Here is a 17,784-nt window from a genome sequence, read left to right on the forward strand (position 1 = left end):
CGGTCAAGGCCATACTCAGCAGCGCGAAAAATGTAACTTGATCGACCCGAAAACCGGTCGATTTGAGCACGTTTATTCCAAAAAAGAACGGCCCGGCGAAATGCCGAGCCGTTCTCTTGAATTCGCGTTCGACGATTAGTCGAGCGTGATAACCACTTCCGTACGACGGTTCAGCGGCTCACGAACGCCATCAGCCGTCGGACGTGCGTTCTGGGTCTCACCATTAGCTTCCATCGAGATGGTGCTTGCAGCGATGCCGAGACGAACCAGCTCGTCACGTACCGCAGAAGCGCGGCGCTCGGAGAGGCGTACGTTGTAGGATGCAGCGCCAGAACGGTCGGTATAACCCGCAACGTTCACACGAACCACATCACAATTAGCAGCTTCGTTCGCAGCCTGAGCGATGATCGAACGCGCCTGAGCGGTCAGGTCAGAGCGATCCCACTCGAAGTAGACACGGAAGTCCACATCTTCACACTCCGGCGGCGGAGGCGGCGGCGGCGGCGGCGGCGGCGGCGGCGGCGGCGGAGGCGGCGGAGGCGGCGGCGGAGGCGGCGGAGGCGGCGGAGCTGCGAAAGAATAACGCAGACCGAACCAAGCCTCGTGACCGGACATCGAGTCAACACTGACGCCCGGCTCGAAGTCGGTGCCAGCTACGGAGAAGTAGCGGTACTCGGTGTCGAGGGTCAGTCGATCGGTCAGATCCCAACCGATACCAGCCAGAACCTGCCACGTGAATGCAGTGTCGCTGTCGCGTGCAATCACATAGTCAGATGCCACCGGGATCGGCGGCGTCGTGCCAGCGGTGAAACCAGCAAGGTAGCCGGAAACGTCCGTCAGACCGATACCGATACCAACGTACGGATGGTAGAGACCTTCCGGATTGAAGTCGAAAATGGCGTTCGCCATTGCCGACCACATCTGGAAATCAGACGTGCTGTTCTCGAACGAGCCAATAGCACCCGTGTCATTGTAACGGTGAGCCAGCTCAGCCTCGAAACGCAGGCCGTCAGCCCACGAATAACCGAGAGCTGCTGCTTCACGCAGATCGCTTCTACCGTTGATTACGCCATTGAGGCTGCCAGAGACGTCGGTGTCGCCCGGGCCGCCATAACCGACAGCACCGCGGACATACCAGCCTTCGTCAGCGAACGCAGGAGCCGCTGCGAGGATGGCTCCGACGGCGGCCGCCGTGAAAAGCCGTGTTTTCATCATTCCCCCTCCGGAGGCTCTGCCTCCTTGGTGTGACTGACCAAATTCGATCCATATCGAATTACGCAGAATCGTCCCCTGCGGACAATTCCTAAAAATTCACTACATCAAATACCGGGTTGAGGCCATAGCTCATCGCGTCAAAACACGTATTTGGTGCAAAAAAATCGGTCCGTTGCTCCAGAGTGACACTTACACACGCTGACCACCGCCAGAGCTTTGATGTTTAGGTGTATTTGTTCCGCAAGACCTATTCGAGCGCTATCGCGAGATTTTCCTGCAACTCCACCAGTTCGGATCGGGTCGGCTGATAGCCGTCCAACGCCGCCTGATACGCCGTGACCAGACGCGTGTCGCGCCCGTAAAGGTCGTTGAGATACCGCACATCGCCGTTCTCGTCCCCGACAACTGTCCAATAGGCGATATGAACACGAATGCGTTCGTCGAGCCAGACGACGGTGGGCGTATTGCCCTGCACTACCTGGGAAATACGCTCCTCATCATAGCCATCCTGTCCAGCCAATATCCAGCGCGCAAGCTCCAGCGGATCATCCACGCGAATACACCCGGCGGAGAAATCCCGACGGGTCCGCACAAACTGGTCCCGCTCGGTCGTGTCATGGATGTAGACATTGTGGCGATTGGGGAAGATGAACTTGACCTCTCCCATGGGATTGGTCGGACCAGGGGCTTGCGACAGACGATAGGGCCAGGATCGCCCCCATTGCGACCAGTCTATTTCCCAAGGTTGTATCGCGCTGCCCGCGGAATCGAAAATGCGAAACCCGTAATAGTCGACGACATTCGGATTGCGACGAATCGAACGGAAGCGCGAGCGAGCAGACCCGGTTGGCACGCCCCACCAGGGATTGAAGACCAGGTATTCCATTTCGTCGGAGAATTCCGGCGTTGAACTGGCCGTGCGCCCAACCATTACCTCATGCGTACGCACGAGTTCGCCGTCTTCCCACGCCTCCAGACGATAGTCGGCGATATTCACCCAGATATGCTTGCGTCCCAGATCGCGCTCGCGCCAACGCCGCTGTTCCAGATTGGCGCGCAGTTGCGACAGGCGATCAAGAGGACTGATATTGAGTTGGCGCAGCGTATTGCGATCCATTCGGCCGCTCGGCGCCAGATTGACCCGTCCCTGGAAACGCCGAACAGCGGTCTCCAGTCGTGGCCCGTAGGGGGCACCATCCTCCCAGTCGGACCGATAAAGGCCTTCCGCTGCCAGGCGCGCGCGCAATTGCTCGACACGCGGCCCCGTCGCCCCGGGCTCCAGTGCCCCGCCCTCGAACTCGATTTCCGGCCAGATCGGCTGCAGCGCCATCATGCGCAACATTTCCCGACGCAGGATTTCATAATCCCGGACCCGCGGCGCAAACCCATCCAGGGCCGCGGCGACATCTCCGTTGGCCAGGGCCTCACTCAGAGCGGCAATAATCGTGTTGCGCTCCTCGTTGGAAAGGTCACGAACAGCATGTGTTTCTTGGTCGATCAGCCCGAAACGCAACCAACCGCCATATTGCAGGAATGCGTGCTGCGCCAACGCCTGTCGGCTCTCCAGCGCTTCCTGCGGATTGGCGATACGAAAAGCGAGGTGGTCCAGCGAGGGCAGGCCGTGACTGGGGGCCTCGAACAGCGTTGTGACGATCGAATCAAGATCGGCCGCATCCCACAGCTCAAGCGCGGGCTGAGGCAGAAGCGGCACTTCGGGCTCGGCTTCTTCGACGACACCGTCGGATTGAAGCACACCAATGGAATCAGGATCCTCCTCTGGGTCCTGCGCAAAAGCGCCCGCACCCAGAGCGATGGAAAGCGCTATCCCCAGCAAATGCTTCACCACACGACTCCGTACAAGTTACCGGGAGATTAACCACTCCGGCCAGTCAGGTGAAGCGGTTTTCACTCACAAGTTGAGATAGTTTATTCTTTCGGCGCAGGTTCTTGATTATCCGAACGTTCCCGCTCTTCCTCATCCTGCGCCATCAACTCGGCAAACTCGTCAGCGCGGCTCTTGGCGCGGGCGATGTAAGTCGGGTTGGAAAATACGTCTAGCTCTGCATCCCAGACTTCCATCAGGTGGCGCAGCCCCGCGGTGTCATGCTCGTCAAACGCCCTCGCCTTGCGATCGGCATCATCTTCACTGTGCCCGAGCTCAATCAGCGCGGATTTGGCCATTGCCACTGAGGAGCCGAACATCTCGCGAAAGGCGGTATCCGCCCCGGCTGCACACAGGCGACAGACATGATCGCGATCTGCCGCGCGTGCCAGGATGCGAACCTGCGGATAACGACGGCGCACAAAGTCAACCAGTTCAACCGCGCGATCACGGCCGTCAATCGCGACGATGAAGAGTTTTGCATTGGCGATACCGGCTGCAACCAGCATGTCCGGACGCACCGCGTCACCGTAATAGACATCAATTCCGAACTTGCGTAGCGAATCGATGTGCTCGGCGGAAGAATCAAGGACGACGGGCCGATGGCCGGTCATCACCAGCATGCGCTGCACGATCTGCCCAAACCGGCCCATGCCGGCGATAATCACACTCCCCGTCTCCTCGATTTTGTCATGTGAGCGATCCGTCCCCTCACCCAGACGCACCCGGGGCGCGACAAGGTGTTCATAGGACAAGAGCAGAGCCGGGGTCGCCAGCATGGACAACGCAACAACCAGTGAGGTGAAGGCAGCGATCTCTGCTGGCAGGACGTGGGAGCTGACGGCGAAAGTCAGCAGGACAAAGGCGAACTCGCCAGCCTGGGCCAGCGACATGGAAAACAGCCAGCGCTCCCGCTTGCGCAGCCCGAAACCGGTCCCCAGCAGCCACAAGACTATGCCCTTGAGCAGTATGAGCGCCACCGCGCCTGAAACAATCTGCACGGGCTGGGCTGCCAGCAAATCAAAATCAATCCCGGCTCCAACCGTGATGAAGAACACGCCGAGCAGCAGCCCCTTGAACGAGGCAAGGTCACTTTCCAGCTCGTGCCGGTATTCACTGTCAGCCAGGACCACGCCGGCCAGGAAAGTCCCGAGCGCGGGTGACAGGCCTACATAGCTCATCAACATGGCGATGAGGATGACGAGCAAGAGCGCGGAGCCCAGAAAAAGTTCTCGCAGGCCGGTTCGGGCGATGATCCGAAAGGCCGGACGCGTCAGATAACGACCAACCAGAATGACCACGGCCACCGCAGACAATGTCAGTACGGCCTGTGCCCAGGCGGGATAGTCCGCAATCAGGCTGGCGGTTGCATGACCACTGCCTGACGCGCTTTCCCCGGCACCGCCAATGGCCAGGAAAGGCAGGAGCGCCAGGATCGGGATAACCGCGATGTCCTGGAACAGGAGCACGCCAAAGGCCGACTGCCCGCCCTCACTGCGAAGCCACTTCTTCTCGCCAAGCGTCTGCAGGACAATTGCTGTCGAGGAGAGCGCCAGGATCAGGCCCAGTGCCGACGCGGTGGCGACCGGTTGCCCAAACAGGTAGAGACCGCCGGCGATTACGCTGGCTGTCACCAGAACCTGTGCCCCGCCCAGACCGAACAGGCGCGAACGCATCGACCAGAGCAGACCCGGCTGCAATTCCAGCCCGATCAGGAACAGCATCATTACAACGCCAAACTCGGCGAAATGCTGCACGGTCTCATGATCCGACCCGACCTGTTCCAGCAGCGGAGCAATGAGAATGCCCGCAACCAAATAGCCCAGCACAGAGCCCAGCCCCAGCCGGTGTGCCAGCGGCACGGCGACCGCGCCGGCGCCCAGATAGATGGCGGCCTGTAGCAGGAATTCATTCATCGATTTGCGGACCTGTCCTTATGCAAACCCGTGTAGCCCCATTCGCCCTGCCAGCGCCACAGCCAGAAAGCGCCCGGGCCAATTGGTCGCATCGTGTTGCCCGGCGAAGCTGAAATACCCTTAAATAAAGAGAGACTATTATGGGACGTGAAATTTCCAGCCAGGAAGTCTTGTGTGAGGATACTTTCCAGCACCGGCTGCGCTCTGAAACGAGCCTCGTGATGCAATGGTTCCGGGAAGGCGCCTTCAACCCCGCCTCACCCGCCTTCAGCGGCCTGGAGCTTGAGGCCTGGCTGATTGACGTCGATTGCTTTCCCGCCGAACGAAATCTGGAATTCCTCGAACGGCTGAATGATCCGGCCATGGTGCCAGAGCTGGCCGCGTTCAATTTCGAGTTCAACTCCGAACCGCGCGCCCTCTCCTGTCGCTGTTTCAGCGACTTTGAGGATGAGCTCAACACGCATTGGAAACAGGCCAGGACGACCGCGCAGGAGATCGGACTGCGCCCGATGATGATCGGCATCCCGCCCACCCTTCGCGAAGGCCATCTCTCACTCGACACCATCACCCCGTCGGAGCGCTACCGCCTGCTCAATGAACGTCTTTTCCAGCTGCGCGGCGGCAAACCGCTTTGCGTCGATATCGAAGGGCGTGACCAGCTCTCGCTCATACAGGACCACCTGATGACCGAGGCCGCCTGTACATCGCTGCAGGTTCACCTGATGACCTCAGAGGAGAACGCGGTCCGTAACTACAACGCAATGCAGGTCGCCTCCGCAGCGATCGTGGCCGTATCCGCGAACTCGCCATTCCTCTACGGCCGCCGTCTGTGGGAGGAGACGCGCATCCCTGCGTTTGAATCCGCGGTGAACCTGCCAGGACCGCGCGGCGTGGATGGTCGACATGCCAGCCGGGTGACGTTTGGCGAGCGTTATCTCAGGTCATCCCTGATGGAATTGTTCATCGAGAATCTGGACACCTACATCCCCTTCCTGCCGATGGTTTCGCAAAGCGAGCGCGAGGAGCTGGTCCATCTCAAGCTCCAGCACGGCACGATCTGGCGCTGGAACCGGCCAATTTTTCACGCCTCGCCAGGCGAGGCTCCACACCTGCGTATCGAAAACCGGGTCATGGCGGCGGGTCCAACGGTTGTCGATGTCGTCGCAAACACCGCCTTTGCCATCGGTCTGACCTTGCACCTGGCACAGGAAGACGGACTGGAGGAACGCCTGCCTTTCGAGCTGGCCTGACGGAATCTCTATGCCTGCGCCAAGCGTGGTCTCGGCGCTTCGGTCGTCTGGCTGGACGGGCAGGTGCACGATATCCAGAGCCTGATCTGCAACGCGCTGGCCGACCTTGCTGAACAGGCACTGATCGATGCCGGGATCAGCGCGCTGGATGCGAGCCACTATATGGGCATCATCCGGGCCCGAGCCCGCAATGGCCAGACTGGCGCAGCCTGGCAGCGTGCCCACGCCAACTGCCATGGCAATGATCATCAGATGATGGTTCAAGGCTATCTGGACCGCCAGGAAAAAGGCCAACCGGTTCATCGATGGACACACTAGATCTCACGCTCGATGAGCGTCACGACCTGCCCGCTGAACTCTTGCGTATCAATGCGCGTGAGATCCGCAAGCTGTTTCCCAATCCCTGCCTGGTCGAGCTGAAGGGGCGGTCGGAAGAAACCGTGTTCTTATCTGTTCTCCTGCACGGCAATGAGACAACTGGGTTTAGCGTGTTGCAACGCCTGGCGCGCTGGATGCGCAGCCATCCCCTGCCCCGCACCGTGCTCGTCTTCATTGGCAATGTACGGGCCGCCGAGGCCGGTCTGCGCCATATTGCGGGCCAGCCGGACTACAACCGAATCTGGAATGGCGGCGACAGCGCCGAACATGCACTGGCGAACCGGGTGCTGGACAAGCTTGCGGGTCGCAATCTGTTTGCCGCCATCGACATCCACAACAATACAGGACGCAATCCGCTCTATGGCTGTATCAACAGTCTGGCACCCGACTTCCTGCACCTGGCCTCGATGTTCAGCCCGACCGTGGTCTATTTCCGCAATCCGGCGAGTGTCATCTCCATGGCGCTCTCACGCCTGTGCCCCGCCGTTACTGTTGAGGCAGGTCGACCGGGCGAACCGGCCGGTGTCGAGCGCGCCTTTGATCTTGTGCACGACACCCTGCACCTCAGTGCCTTTCGACAAACGGGGCGGGACCGTGATCTGACCGTCTATCATACGGTGGGCCGGATGGAGATCGAACCGGGGTGGCGCATCGGCTTCACGCCATCCTCGGACGCCCCGCTTCTCTTTCCCTCCGGAATGGATGAGTGGAATTTCTCGCCCAGACAGGCCGGTACGCACTGGGCGCGGGTGTCACAGTCCGGCATGCCGCTGCGCGTGTTCAATGCAGCGCGCCAGGATATTACCGAACACTTTTTCGAACGTCAGGCGGACGGTCTGATCCTGGTTCGCGACGCAACACCGTCCATGATCACGCTCGACACAACCATCATCCATGACGATTGTTTCGGCTATCTCATGGAAGCGGTTGATCTGGACAATCAGCAGGTTATGGCCGCCGAAATCTGATCCGCATCGCTCGGGTTCCAGCCCGTCAGTTCCTCGGCCACCACGCAGCGCTGGCGATCATCCAGACGATCGTCCTGCGCCAAGCCCTCGAGAATTCCGGCAAGGCTCTCCTCGCCCACCATCATCTGCTGGCCACCTTCCAACGGCGTGTCGAAACGCATCAGCGCCCCACCCGCCTGCCAGCGATCCCAGTCACTGCCCGGAACACCCTCATGGGCAAACCGGCCCCAGTGCGCGCCCATGGCCGCCGCAATGGCCTCGCGGCCCTCGGCATTGCCATCGGTGAACAACAGGCCGTCCAGCGCGCCATAGAATTCAAAATGGTTGAAGACGAAGGGGATCTCCATCGAGTGCGCCGCACCGAACAATTGCCCGCTATCCGTGACCAGGAAGGAACCACCATCATTCCAGTCAAAACGATAGGCCCAGACATTCTCATGTCCGCTGGCCCGCAGGCGATTGGCCAGTTCGTCCACGGCCAGCGCTCGCCAGAAACGGCTGGGATATTCCGCTACGGCCTCATAGGCGCCCGCATCGCGCGGCCATAAAAGCATGCCGAAACGGCGCACCAGGTCCGGGTCCAGCGCCTTGTAGAGCTTCATTTCCTCCAGATTGGTGCCGGTAATCACCGGCAGGTCATTGAAACCGCCCGGCGTCGAGGCCGCGGCCAGAATGCCGCCCTCGCCCAGTACGACACCATCCTCGATCATGCGCGGCATGTCGGTGATGCCTTCATCCTCATAGGCCGCAAACAGCGCTTCCAGACCGATCGCGCGGATATCCGCAGCGCTGGCCTCGCTCCCTACCAGTCCCGCGATGGTCGGAACCGCGCCATGCTGCTCCCAGTCCGAACCGTGTTCCGCCACGTCCAGCGGACGAGACCAGACAATACCGCTCTGGATAATGCCTGCGTGGAAGAGACCACGCGCCCGCGGGCTTGCCATCAGGCCGGCGACATTATGCCCGCCGGCACTTTCGCCGAATATCGTCACACGGTCGGTGTCACCGCCAAACGCCGCGGCATTCGCCTGCACCCATTCCAGCGCCGCGATCATGTCGAGCAGGGCGAAGCTGGCCGCTGCATCGGCTTCTGTCTCGGCGTCAGCACGCAAGGTCGGATGCGCCATCCAGCCCAGCGGGCCAAGGCGATACTGGATCGCGATCACCACCACATCCTGGTCGAGCGCCAACTGGGAGCCGTTATAGGCGCCCGAACGCCCCCACACATTGCCGCCGCCATGGATCCACACCATGACCGGCAGGTTTTCGGCATTGGGCGGCGCATAGATGTCCAGGGTCAGGCAATCTTCGCTACCCACGATCAGGCCCGACTCCAGACCTTCTGCCTCATCCAGACCATTGGTCAGCTGGGGACAGCGCACGCCATGGCTCAGAGCCTCGAACGGCCCGTCAAACCCGGCAGCCGGCCGCGGCGCACGCCAGCGCAGGTCACCAACCGGCGGCGCGGCATAGGGAATGGCGAGCCAGGCCTCGGCCCCCTGTTCTGTCGCAAAACCGATCACCTCTCCCTGTGCGATGACCCGTCGGGTGTTTTCGAGAGCCTGGGGCGGCTCGGCGACGCGCTCTCCGCCACAGGCAGCCAACAGGGCCCCGCACAACATGGCGAGCACAGACGTTTTACGAACTGGTGACATGATCCTCTCCCCTTTTGCGAAGGAGATTAGGGGCAATCGCCGGTGAGGCAAGCTCAGAAGATCGGCAACGCGACAGAGAAAGGTCAATTCGACCACAGATCCACGATATATGCGGATAATTTAGCCACAAATCCGCGCTGACAGGAAGTATTGTCGCATCATTGGAGGATTTCATGTTGCTCGAATTGCCCCGCTTCTCGACACCGATACTACACCAGCTGCGCGATGCATCAGCCGGCCTCAATGCCCGCATCGGTCTTGCCGGCCCCGCGGGCCTGCCCGCGCTCGGCGGGATCCGGGTCCTGCCCTATACCAGCGATGAAGCGGCAGACGAGGATGCGCGTCGCCTGTCAGAGGGCATGGCGCGCAAGGCTGCGGTTCTGGACCTGCCTTATGCCGGAGGAAAGACCGTGGTTCGCGGTGATCCGGGCAATATCAAGACGGATGCCTTCTGGGCAGCACTTGGAGCGGGTATCAACACGCTGGAGGGACGTTACGTCGGCGGCGAGGACGTCAATATGTCCGTCAGTGATGTCGAGGCGCTGCGACAGCACACACCCTATGCCGTGGGCACGTCGCAGGGCTGCGGTAATCCGGCTCCGTTTACCGCGCGCGGTGTCTTCAATGCCATGAAGGCCGCGATCGAATACCGGTTCGGCGCGCAGGGTTTCACCGGCATCAAGGTCCTGATCCAGGGCGCCGGCTCCGTGGGTCATGAACTCGCGCGGCTCGTTCATGCAGCGGGCGGAGAGCTGGCTGTTTGCGAAATACAGCCCTGGCGCGCGGCCAGGCTGGCCCAGCTATTTGGTGCCGAAATCGTCTCGCCGAAAAGCCTGTTCGATCGCCGCATCGATGTTTTCGCCCCATGTGCACTGGGATCCGTAATCCAGGGCAATAACCTTGCCCGCCTGGATATCGGCGTGATTTGCGGGGCCGCGAACAACCAGCTGGAAAGCCCGGCTCTCGCCGATCTCCTGCATCGCATGGGCATTGTCTATGTGCCGGACTATCTCGCCAATGGCGGCGGCCTGATTGCCGGTGCCGAGGAATACGAGGCGGACCGCGAAGGGCGCGTCTTCGACCCCATCAGGGTCGATGCGAAACTGGAAAGCATAGCCGAGCTCAGCGCGAGCTATCTGAAACGATCCGCAGCCGAATCACGTTCCCCCGCCGCGGTCTGCGAAGACGTCATAGCAGAGCGTTTGAACCGTCCGGCCTAGTCGGTTGGCAGTGGCAGGCTGCTGCGGGTTTTCGGTTCGTCCAGGACGACGTGCGTCGTCACCTCGGTCACGCCGGGCAGGTTGACCAGATCCGCCATCATGAAATCGCGATAATCCTTGATGTCTCGCGCGTGCACACGAAGCATGTAATCGGCGCCACCGGTCACCAGGCAACACTCGGTAATCGCATCATTCTTGGCCACGGCCGCGAGGAACTCATCCACGGTCTCCCGGCGGTGCTTGCCAAGACGGATCATGACCCAGACGCAGAAATTCAGTCCCAGGCTCGCCGGATCCAGGACCGCCGCGTAATGCTCGATCAGCCCGTCATCCTCCAGCATTTTCACCCGCCGCTGGGTCGGCGTCTTTGACAGTCCCACACGTTCAGCCAGATCAACGATCGACATACGCCCGTCCCGCTGCAGGTGGCGAAGGATGGAACGGTCATACTGGTCGAGTTTGCGCATTGTATTTCCGTCGCTTGCAAGATGTGCAGGTTTCACGAGCGCGGGACACAAATCAAGCATACCGGCTGAACCCGGCTGATTGTGCGCAAGGAGAATCACACTCGCGCAGAACGCGATAGTCTTACCCGTCACTCCCGGGATACGGGAGTTGGGAGAACCACTTCCTGTGCGATCAAATATTTGAATTTAGGAGGAAATGGTGAGCCGACAGGGATTCGAACCCTGGACCGTCTGATTAAAAGTCAGATGCTCTACCAGCTGAGCTATCGGCTCCCGTCCCGAAGGAGCGCGGAACATATGCGCGAGATTCCGCGGGGTCAATCCGCGATTGCTGCGATATTTCAGCATTTTTGATGATCTTTCGTCACATTCTTCAGTAAGATGCTTCTCATGAGGGGAATGAATTTCATTTTTGCGTGTGTTATTGCGGCGTTAGCGGCAAGTGCATGCTCGTCGACCCGCCAGCGTGCTGGCGAGGCATCGGACTTTGCACAAACGGAAACCCGGGTTGCGCTGGAAGATGCCGCCGGACTGCCACGGCGGCGCCCCGGCGCCGTCATGGTTGATGAAGGCGATGACACCGTGCCCACGCCCTATGGCGGTGAAGGCTCGCGCCGTCGCTGTTCGACGGTGGCGCGCGACATCGCCCGCCTGACGGTGGTGCTTGGCCCCGATATCGAGGAAGTCCAGCGCCGCGAAGCTGAAGACAATCCGGAAGATGAAGGCTGGGTCTCGCGCGGCGCCCGTGCGGCCTCCCGAGCGCCCGGCGCTGCGGCCAGTGGCGCACGCAGCCTCTATCGCTCCACCATTGTCGGTCTCAATCCGGTTCGCCCGGTCGTGCGTTTCATTGGGGGTGCCGGCCGCATTGAACGCGAAGCCGACCAGCAACGCGACTACGCCCAGCGCCGCCGCGGCTATCTGCGCGGCCTCTATGACGGATTCGGCTGCCCGCCTGCACAGATGCGTCGGGCGTTCGAAGCCTATGGGCTCGTGGAGGAAGAGGATTAAGGCTGCGCCGCGCGCTGCGCCTGCCCCTCTTGCCAGCGTTCGTTGAACTGTTTGCGGAAGGCCGCGAATTCGCCCGTCTTGATCGCTTCGCGCATGCGCCGCGTCAGGTCCTGGAAGTAGGCGATATTGTGCCAGCTCAGGAGCATGGCGGAAAGATACTCGCCAGACCGGAAGAGGTGATTGAGATAGGCCTTTGAATAATCGCGGCTGGCCGGACAGTTGAGCTCAGGCATCAGCGGGCTGTCATCATCGACGAATTCGGCGCGCTTGATATTGATCGGGCCCCAGTCGGACCAGGCCTGGCCATGACGACCGGAACGGGTCGGCAGAACGCAGTCAAACATATCGACGCCGCGGGCCACGGATTCGACCAGGTCGATCGGCTTGCCCACGCCCATCAGGTAACGCGGGCGCTCGCTTGGCAGGTGCGGTGTGGTGTAGTCGAGGACTTCACACATCACTTCAAACCCCTCGCCTACCGCGAGTCCGCCAATGGCATATCCGTCATACCCGGTTTCGATGGACCGTTCCGCGCTTTCGCGGCGAAGGTTCTCGAACACCGATCCCTGGACAATGCCGAACAGCGCCTGGGTGTCCCGCGTGCCAAAGGCCTGTTTGGAGCGCGCGCCCCAGCGCAGGGAGAGCTCCATGGAGGCACGGGCCTCTTCTTGCGAACAGCCAAAGGGGGTGCACTCGTCCAGCTGCATGGAAATGTCCGCGCCCAAGAGGTCCGCCTGGATCTCGATCGAGCGTTCCGGCGTCAGATTGTATTCCGACCCGTCGATATGGGAGCGGAACTTCACCCCCTCCTCGGTCATCTTTCGGAGCTTGGAGAGCGACCAGACCTGGAAACCGCCACTATCGGTCAGCATCGGACCCTGCCAGGTCGAGAATTTGTGCAAACCGCCCAGACTCTTCACCCGCTCGGCACCCGGGCGCAGCATGAGGTGATAGGTATTGCCCAGGATGATGTCGGCGCCGGTGCCCTTCACCTGGTCCATATAGAGCGCCTTGACCGTGCCTGCCGTGCCCACAGGCATGAAGGCCGGCGTCTGGATATCGCCGCGCGAGGTGGAAAGCGTGCCACAGCGCGCCGCGCCGTCGGTTGCATGGATCGTATAGGGAAAGGCGCTCATGTCTGTCGCTCCAGCAGGCACGCATCGCCGTAGGAATAGAAACGATATTCCTCGGCGATGGCGTGGGCATAGGCCTTCTGCATCACATCCAGCCCACTCATCGCACTGACCAGCATGAAGAGCGTGGACTTGGGCAGATGAAAATTGGTCATCAGGGCGTCGGCGATGCGGAATTCATAACCTGGCGTGATGAAGATATTGGTGTCGCGACTGGTTGCCTCGACCTTGCCCGGCTCAGACGCCAGGCTTTCAAGCGTGCGCAGAGCCGTGGTGCCGACAGGGATGACCCGGCGACCATCCGCCTTGGCCTGGTTGATCTGTTGAGCAGCGGCCTTTGAAATCGTGCACCATTCCGAGTGCATGTCATGATCATCGGTGTCATCCACCTTGACCGGCAGGAAAGTGCCGGCCCCCACATGCAGGGTCACATGGACCAGCTCCACGCCGCGATCCCTGAGCGCCTGCAACAGGCCCTCGGTAAAGTGCAGGCCAGCCGTCGGCGCAGCAACCGATCCCTCTTCCCGCGCGAACAGGGTCTGGTAGTCTTCATTGTCCTGCTCGTCGACACCACGCTTGCGCGCGATATATGGCGGCAGCGGCGGCGCGCCGGTTGCGGCAATCGCCTCGTCCAGCAAGGCCCCGGACTGATCGAACCGCAACAGCGTGTCTCCACCGTCCGACTTGGCCTCGACCACAGCCGACAGCGCGCCAAAGCGGACCGTATCGCCTTCCCGGATGCGTTTGGCGGGGCGAATGAAGGCGCGCCAGGCATCAGCGGCCTCGCGCTTGTGCAGATTGACTTCAAGCGTCACATCCCCGCCGCCGCCATGCGCGCGGGCGGGGCGAATGCCTTCCAGCGCGGCCGGAATGACCCTGGTGTCGTTGATGACCATCAGGTCCCCGGGTTGCAGCAGGTCCGGCAGGTCGCGCACGCCCTTGTCGGCCAACGCGCCGCCGGCCGCGACGTGCAACAGGCGTGCAGCATCACGGGGACGCGCCGGACGAAGCGCGATACGCTCCTCGGGCAGTTCAAAGTCGAAGTCAGTTACTTTCATGCCGCACCGTCTATCTTTCGCCATTCTTGTCGGCAACACGCAAGCGGCGATTTCTCTGCACATGGAGCGTTGAATGAACTGGATCCGCTCGGGTCTGTTACTGGCAAGCAGCGGGTTGATCCTGCTGACAGCCGCCTGTCTTGCGGGGGTATTTGGCGCGCCCACCGACACATTCAACCATCTCTGGCCTGTCTGGATGGCTGGCGCGATCGGCCTGCTGGTCGCGACCCTGGCCCTGCGCACCCTCGCCCTCGCGGCCGCCACCAGTATCTGCATCACCCTGCTCGCGGCGATCGCCGTCGACACACGCGATATTCCGGTTATCGAAACCGGGCGAGACATCCGAATTGTGAGTCATAATCTGTGGGGTTCAACCCGCGCCGCGCGCGGGCTGGTCGAGGTGGTCGAGGCCAGCGATCCGGACATCATCGCGCTGCAGGAAGCCTATAACCACCAGAACCCCATGCTGGAGGCGCTGGAAGGCGAATACCCTTATTTCATCCGTTGCCGCTGGGAATCGACGCGCATCTACAGCCGCCTGCCGCTGAGCGGCAGTGGCTGTCTGCGGCCGAACCATCGCCCGGGTGAGCCCTATCTGGATCTGCCCTCGAGCGCCTGGGCCGAAGTTGAGCTGGCCGATGGCACTCGCTTCATGCTGGGATCAATTCACCTCACATGGCCGGAACCTCTCTCCCACCAGGGCGAGCAGATCGACGCCATTGCCCAGGAGCTGGGCCGGGTCGAGCGGCCGGATCTCGTTCTGGTCGGAGATTTCAACGCCGCCTCGCCCGCCCATGCTCTGCGCAGGATGGAGATGGACTGGCAGCTGACGCGCCTGACACGCCACCAGGCCAGCTGGCCGGCACCCTTGCCGATTGTCGGGATTGATCACGCCTTCGCCGGCGAGAACTGGGCCCGGGTTGAGATCGAGGTTGGACCCGCAACCGGCTCCGACCACCGTCCCCTGATCATCGATCTCGCCCGTATCGAGTCTGACTAGCCGTGTGACCAGTCGTCCGGGCTATCGCTGTCATTGGGTGACAGGCCGAGCTCCTCGCCCACATGGCTGACACCCAGCCCCAGCACGGTGCGGTTGGCATAGGCAAAATAGGCAGTGACCTGGTTGATCTCCAGGACCTCTCCGTCGTCAAAGCCCGCCGCGCGCATGCGCTCGATAACTTCACCACTCAGCGCAGAGGGCTGCCGGGTCAGTTCACGCGCGTATTCCAGCCCGGCCAGATCACGACCGTCGAAAGCGGACGCCAGGTCATCGCTCTCCAGCGCCGAGCGGATCTCAGCAGCGCGAGCATCATCACCCAACAGACGTTTCAGGCCTGCAAAATGGTGTTCGACACAATAGGCGCATTTGTTGAGCATGCTGACATAGGTGCCGATCGTTTCCAGATAGGCCTTGTCCAGCGTATTGCCGAAATGATGCAGCGTCGCCTTGTAGAGGGCCATATGGCCTTCCAGCGTGTGCGGGCGCAGGCTGTGCGACGCCAGGATATTGTCGATCTGACCATCCGGACCGGCCACCCGGTCATAGATAGACTTGAGGCGGCCAGTGGCCGCCTCTCGTGAAACTGTCTTGATCCAGCTCAAAGCCCTATGCCTCGATGACGGTGGCCTTGATGATCTTGCCCGGCTCGGCCGGCGGCTCGCCCTTCGGCAGCGCGTCGACGTGTTCCATGCCGGATTCAACCTGGCCCCAGACGGTGTACTGGTTGTTGAGGTACGGAACTTCGTCCAGGCAGATGAAGAACTGGCTGGACGCGGAGTTCGGATCCGCAGCGCGGGCCATGGACATGGTGCCACGCACATGCGGCTCGGCATTGAACTCGGCCGGGATATTCGTACCGGATCCACCCATGCCATTGCCGTTCGGGCAACCGCCCTGGGCGACAAAACCGTCGATGACGCGGTGGAAGGTCAGGCCGTCGTAGAAGCCATCCTTGACCAGTTTGGTGATCTGCTCGACATGCTTCGGCGCCAGGTCCGGGCGCAGTCCGATCACAACATCACCGCCATCAAGGGTGAATACGATTTTTTCGTCAGCCATTCGTCTTAGTCCTGAATTCGAGTGGGAATATCAATCGCGCAGACATCCGGCAGTGCTCCGGAGGTGTCACGCAGGGTTTCGAGATAGGCCGCGAAGGACGGGTGGTCCGTGTCGACAACCTGAACATTGGTACGCTCTGCCTCGGGCAGTTCAGCCTCCACCCGCATGGATCGGATGAGGTCCGGGGTGAAACCCGGATCCTGCTGATACGTGCCCACGGCGATATTGTTGACAGCATCCTGTCCGTAACGCACCCGACCCCAGACCGTGTAGGAGGCGTTGAGGTGCTCGGCATCGCCGCGCGTGATGTAGAACTGGCTGCCAGCCGAGTTCGGGTCATTGGTCCGCGCCATGGCAGCGGCGCCCTGGCAGTGCAGCAGCCAGCTGGCGACCTGGCCTGTGGCCGTGATCATGGACTGGGCAATCGGCTGGGTACCGGCCGGGAAGGAATTCCAGAAACCGGCCTTGCCCACCTGCGGAATGGACGGGCTGACCTGGCGGTCCATCAGCTCGGAAATCTCGAGCTCCGCACCACGCTGCACCGTGAACTCGGCCTGCAGGCCCGGCAGATCGGCACGGTGGTTGGCATTGGCGCGGGATCCACCGCCCTGCGCCATGAACCCGTCAATCACGCGGTGCCAGACCAGGAAGTCGTAAAAACGCTCGCGCGCAAGCGACTTCATGCGATCGACATGGGCCGGCGCAAACTCCGGGGCCAGTTCCACAACGATCCGACCGTGATCAGTTTCAATGTAGAGCGTATTTTCCGGGTCCAGGTCGCGCCAGGCGTCTTCCGGAAAATCATAGGCAGTAACCGCCTCTTCCTGGACGGAGGTCGCCACTGCTGTGGTTGCAGCCGACGCCGTAGCACTCTCGGTGCTTGCCTCGGTTTCAGTTTCCGCTTCGCGGGCACAGGCCGTGGCGGTCAGGGCCAGTGCGAGGGCAGTCGACAGGAATAAACGCATGATCACGCAAAACGCTCCTTGAGACGGCTTTCAATCCGCGGCGGGACAAAAGCCGATACATCACCGCCCAGGGCGGCTATTTCCTTGACCAGACGGGAGGCGATGGCCTGGTGACGTGGATCGGCCATCAAGAACACGGTCTCGATCTCGTCATTCAGCTGCTGGTTCATCGCAACCATCTGGAACTCATATTCAAAATCAGATACAGCTCGCAATCCACGCATGATGGACTGGGCGCCGACCTGCTCAGCAAAATGCATCAGAAGGCCATCAAACGGGCGCACCTCGATCTCGGCATTCTCTGCCAGGTGCGCGACTTCCTGTTCGACGATCTGCACGCGTTCCTCGAGGGAGAAAAGCGGTCGCTTGGCCTCGTTGATCGCCACGCCGATGATCAGCTTGTCGACCAGTTTCACGGCCCGCCCGATAATATCGAGATGACCATTCGTCAGCGGGTCGAACGTGCCCGGATAAAGCGCGGTGCGCGACATGGCGAGACAATCCTTCTTGCCGACATCACCAGCCGGGTCCATCCCCGGCGGCAACATCGTTTGCTCGTGCCGTATCTCTTGCAGATGCAGGTAGGAAGATCAATCTCTTGATACTTTTG

At 61.2% G+C, this 17,784-nt stretch carries 17 protein-coding genes and 1 tRNA gene; 6 read left to right on the top strand and 12 right to left on the bottom strand.

Translation table 11 applies throughout. From position 1 onward, the window contains the following. Positions 1–135 precede the first annotated feature (135 nt). From JJ889_RS07410 to JJ889_RS07420, 3 genes are all read right to left on the bottom strand, one after another. Complete coding sequence (locus tag JJ889_RS07410) at positions 136–1,212, bottom strand: OmpA family protein (protein WP_291893295.1); 1,077 nt, start codon at positions 1,210–1,212, stop codon at positions 136–138. Positions 1,213–1,462: 250 nt separating this feature from the next. Continuing rightward, positions 1,463–3,058 carry a L,D-transpeptidase family protein gene (locus tag JJ889_RS07415; RefSeq protein ID WP_291893297.1) on the bottom strand — a complete coding sequence of 532 codons (1,596 nt, stop codon included), beginning with the start codon at positions 3,056–3,058 and terminating at the stop codon, positions 1,463–1,465. A gap of 83 nt (positions 3,059–3,141) precedes the next feature. Next, positions 3,142–5,013, bottom strand: a complete 1,872-nt coding sequence (locus tag JJ889_RS07420; protein ID WP_291893299.1) for a cation:proton antiporter — start codon at positions 5,011–5,013, stop codon at positions 3,142–3,144. A 140-nt stretch (positions 5,014–5,153) separates the two neighbouring features. On the opposite strand from JJ889_RS07420, the gene JJ889_RS07425 reads away from it, so the two are divergent. From JJ889_RS07425 to JJ889_RS07435, 3 genes are all read left to right on the top strand, one after another. Further along, positions 5,154–6,263, top strand: a complete 1,110-nt coding sequence (locus tag JJ889_RS07425; RefSeq protein WP_291893301.1) for a glutamate-cysteine ligase family protein — start codon at positions 5,154–5,156, stop codon at positions 6,261–6,263. 63 nt (positions 6,264–6,326) lie between these two features. After that, on the top strand, positions 6,327–6,581 hold the full coding sequence (locus JJ889_RS07430; protein ID WP_291893302.1) for a hypothetical protein: 255 nt from the start codon (positions 6,327–6,329) through the stop codon (positions 6,579–6,581). Continuing rightward, positions 6,569–7,609 (top strand): M14 family metallopeptidase, encoded by a 1,041-nt coding sequence (locus JJ889_RS07435; protein ID WP_291893304.1) that lies wholly within the window; start codon positions 6,569–6,571, stop codon positions 7,607–7,609. Before JJ889_RS07430 ends, JJ889_RS07435 begins: the two co-directional genes overlap by 13 nt. Here JJ889_RS07435 and JJ889_RS07440 read toward each other — a convergent pair. After that, complete coding sequence (locus JJ889_RS07440) at positions 7,582–9,264, bottom strand: carboxylesterase family protein (RefSeq protein ID WP_291893306.1); 1,683 nt, start codon at positions 9,262–9,264, stop codon at positions 7,582–7,584. The two genes, JJ889_RS07435 and JJ889_RS07440, sit on opposite strands and share 28 nt — an antisense overlap. 173 nt (positions 9,265–9,437) lie before the next feature. On the opposite strand from JJ889_RS07440, the gene JJ889_RS07445 reads away from it, so the two are divergent. Next, positions 9,438–10,484, top strand: a complete 1,047-nt coding sequence (locus tag JJ889_RS07445) for a Glu/Leu/Phe/Val dehydrogenase family protein (RefSeq protein ID WP_291893308.1) — start codon at positions 9,438–9,440, stop codon at positions 10,482–10,484. On the opposite strand, the gene JJ889_RS07450 is transcribed toward JJ889_RS07445, so the two are convergent. Together JJ889_RS07450 and JJ889_RS07455 are read right to left on the bottom strand one after the other, a co-directional pair. After that, a complete protein-coding gene (locus JJ889_RS07450; protein ID WP_291893310.1) occupies positions 10,481–10,951 on the bottom strand; it encodes an Lrp/AsnC family transcriptional regulator in 471 nt (156 codons plus the stop codon). The two genes, JJ889_RS07445 and JJ889_RS07450, sit on opposite strands and share 4 nt — an antisense overlap. Before the next feature lie 197 nt (positions 10,952–11,148). Next, positions 11,149–11,224, bottom strand: a tRNA-Lys gene (locus JJ889_RS07455). Positions 11,225–11,350: 126 nt separating this feature from the next. On the opposite strand from JJ889_RS07455, the gene JJ889_RS07460 reads away from it, so the two are divergent. Continuing rightward, positions 11,351–11,959: a hypothetical protein gene (locus tag JJ889_RS07460; RefSeq protein WP_291893312.1), complete on the top strand. Its 609-nt coding sequence runs from the start codon at positions 11,351–11,353 to the stop codon at positions 11,957–11,959. On the opposite strand, the gene tgt is transcribed toward JJ889_RS07460, so the two are convergent. After that, the gene (tgt, locus tag JJ889_RS07465) at positions 11,956–13,095 is read right to left on the bottom strand and encodes a tRNA guanosine(34) transglycosylase Tgt (RefSeq protein ID WP_291893314.1); all 1,140 of its coding nucleotides are present in this window, start codon (positions 13,093–13,095) and stop codon (positions 11,956–11,958) included. The two genes, JJ889_RS07460 and tgt, sit on opposite strands and share 4 nt — an antisense overlap. Next, positions 13,092–14,150, bottom strand: a complete 1,059-nt coding sequence (gene queA, locus JJ889_RS07470) for a tRNA preQ1(34) S-adenosylmethionine ribosyltransferase-isomerase QueA (protein ID WP_291893316.1) — start codon at positions 14,148–14,150, stop codon at positions 13,092–13,094. Before queA ends, tgt begins: the two co-directional genes overlap by 4 nt. Positions 14,151–14,223: 73 nt before the next feature. On the opposite strand from queA, the gene JJ889_RS07475 reads away from it, so the two are divergent. After that, the gene (locus tag JJ889_RS07475; protein WP_291893318.1) at positions 14,224–15,150 is read left to right on the top strand and encodes an endonuclease/exonuclease/phosphatase family protein; all 927 of its coding nucleotides are present in this window, start codon (positions 14,224–14,226) and stop codon (positions 15,148–15,150) included. Here JJ889_RS07475 and JJ889_RS07480 read toward each other — a convergent pair. From JJ889_RS07480 to coaD, 4 genes are read right to left on the bottom strand one after another with little or no spacing between them, the layout of a single operon-like run. After that, complete coding sequence (locus JJ889_RS07480) at positions 15,147–15,752, bottom strand: carboxymuconolactone decarboxylase family protein (protein WP_291893319.1); 606 nt, start codon at positions 15,750–15,752, stop codon at positions 15,147–15,149. The genes JJ889_RS07475 and JJ889_RS07480 overlap by 4 nt on opposite strands. 4 nt (positions 15,753–15,756) lie before the next feature. After that, on the bottom strand, positions 15,757–16,209 hold the full coding sequence (locus tag JJ889_RS07485; protein WP_291893321.1) for a peptidylprolyl isomerase: 453 nt from the start codon (positions 16,207–16,209) through the stop codon (positions 15,757–15,759). Between the two features lie 5 nt (positions 16,210–16,214). Continuing rightward, on the bottom strand, positions 16,215–17,174 hold the full coding sequence (locus JJ889_RS07490; RefSeq protein ID WP_291893323.1) for a peptidylprolyl isomerase: 960 nt from the start codon (positions 17,172–17,174) through the stop codon (positions 16,215–16,217). Between the two features lie 2 nt (positions 17,175–17,176). Beyond that, positions 17,177–17,665 (bottom strand): pantetheine-phosphate adenylyltransferase, encoded by a 489-nt coding sequence (gene coaD, locus JJ889_RS07495; RefSeq protein WP_366940083.1) that lies wholly within the window; start codon positions 17,663–17,665, stop codon positions 17,177–17,179. Positions 17,666–17,784 lie beyond the last annotated feature (119 nt).

The organism is Maricaulis sp. (assembly GCF_017643475.1).
GTDB lineage: Bacteria > Pseudomonadota > Alphaproteobacteria > Caulobacterales > Maricaulaceae > Maricaulis.

Coding starts and splice junctions, on each gene's coding strand:
- JJ889_RS07410 (WP_291893295.1), bottom strand. CDS start 1,212: ATGAAAACACGGCTTTTCACGGCGGCCGCCGTCGGAGCCATCCTCGCA.
- JJ889_RS07420 (WP_291893299.1), bottom strand. CDS start 5,013: ATGAATGAATTCCTGCTACAGGCCGCCATCTATCTGGGCGCCGGCGCG.
- JJ889_RS07425 (WP_291893301.1), top strand. CDS start 5,154: ATGGGACGTGAAATTTCCAGCCAGGAAGTCTTGTGTGAGGATACTTTC.
- JJ889_RS07435 (WP_291893304.1), top strand. CDS start 6,569: ATGGACACACTAGATCTCACGCTCGATGAGCGTCACGACCTGCCCGCT.
- JJ889_RS07440 (WP_291893306.1), bottom strand. CDS start 9,264: ATGTCACCAGTTCGTAAAACGTCTGTGCTCGCCATGTTGTGCGGGGCC.
- JJ889_RS07445 (WP_291893308.1), top strand. CDS start 9,438: ATGTTGCTCGAATTGCCCCGCTTCTCGACACCGATACTACACCAGCTG.
- JJ889_RS07450 (WP_291893310.1), bottom strand. CDS start 10,951: ATGCGCAAACTCGACCAGTATGACCGTTCCATCCTTCGCCACCTGCAG.
- JJ889_RS07460 (WP_291893312.1), top strand. CDS start 11,351: ATGAATTTCATTTTTGCGTGTGTTATTGCGGCGTTAGCGGCAAGTGCA.
- tgt (WP_291893314.1), bottom strand. CDS start 13,095: ATGAGCGCCTTTCCCTATACGATCCATGCAACCGACGGCGCGGCGCGC.
- queA (WP_291893316.1), bottom strand. CDS start 14,150: ATGAAAGTAACTGACTTCGACTTTGAACTGCCCGAGGAGCGTATCGCG.
- JJ889_RS07475 (WP_291893318.1), top strand. CDS start 14,224: ATGAACTGGATCCGCTCGGGTCTGTTACTGGCAAGCAGCGGGTTGATC.
- JJ889_RS07485 (WP_291893321.1), bottom strand. CDS start 16,209: ATGGCTGACGAAAAAATCGTATTCACCCTTGATGGCGGTGATGTTGTG.
- JJ889_RS07490 (WP_291893323.1), bottom strand. CDS start 17,174: ATGCGTTTATTCCTGTCGACTGCCCTCGCACTGGCCCTGACCGCCACG.
- coaD (WP_366940083.1), bottom strand. CDS start 17,665: ATGTCGCGCACCGCGCTTTATCCGGGCACGTTCGACCCGCTGACGAAT.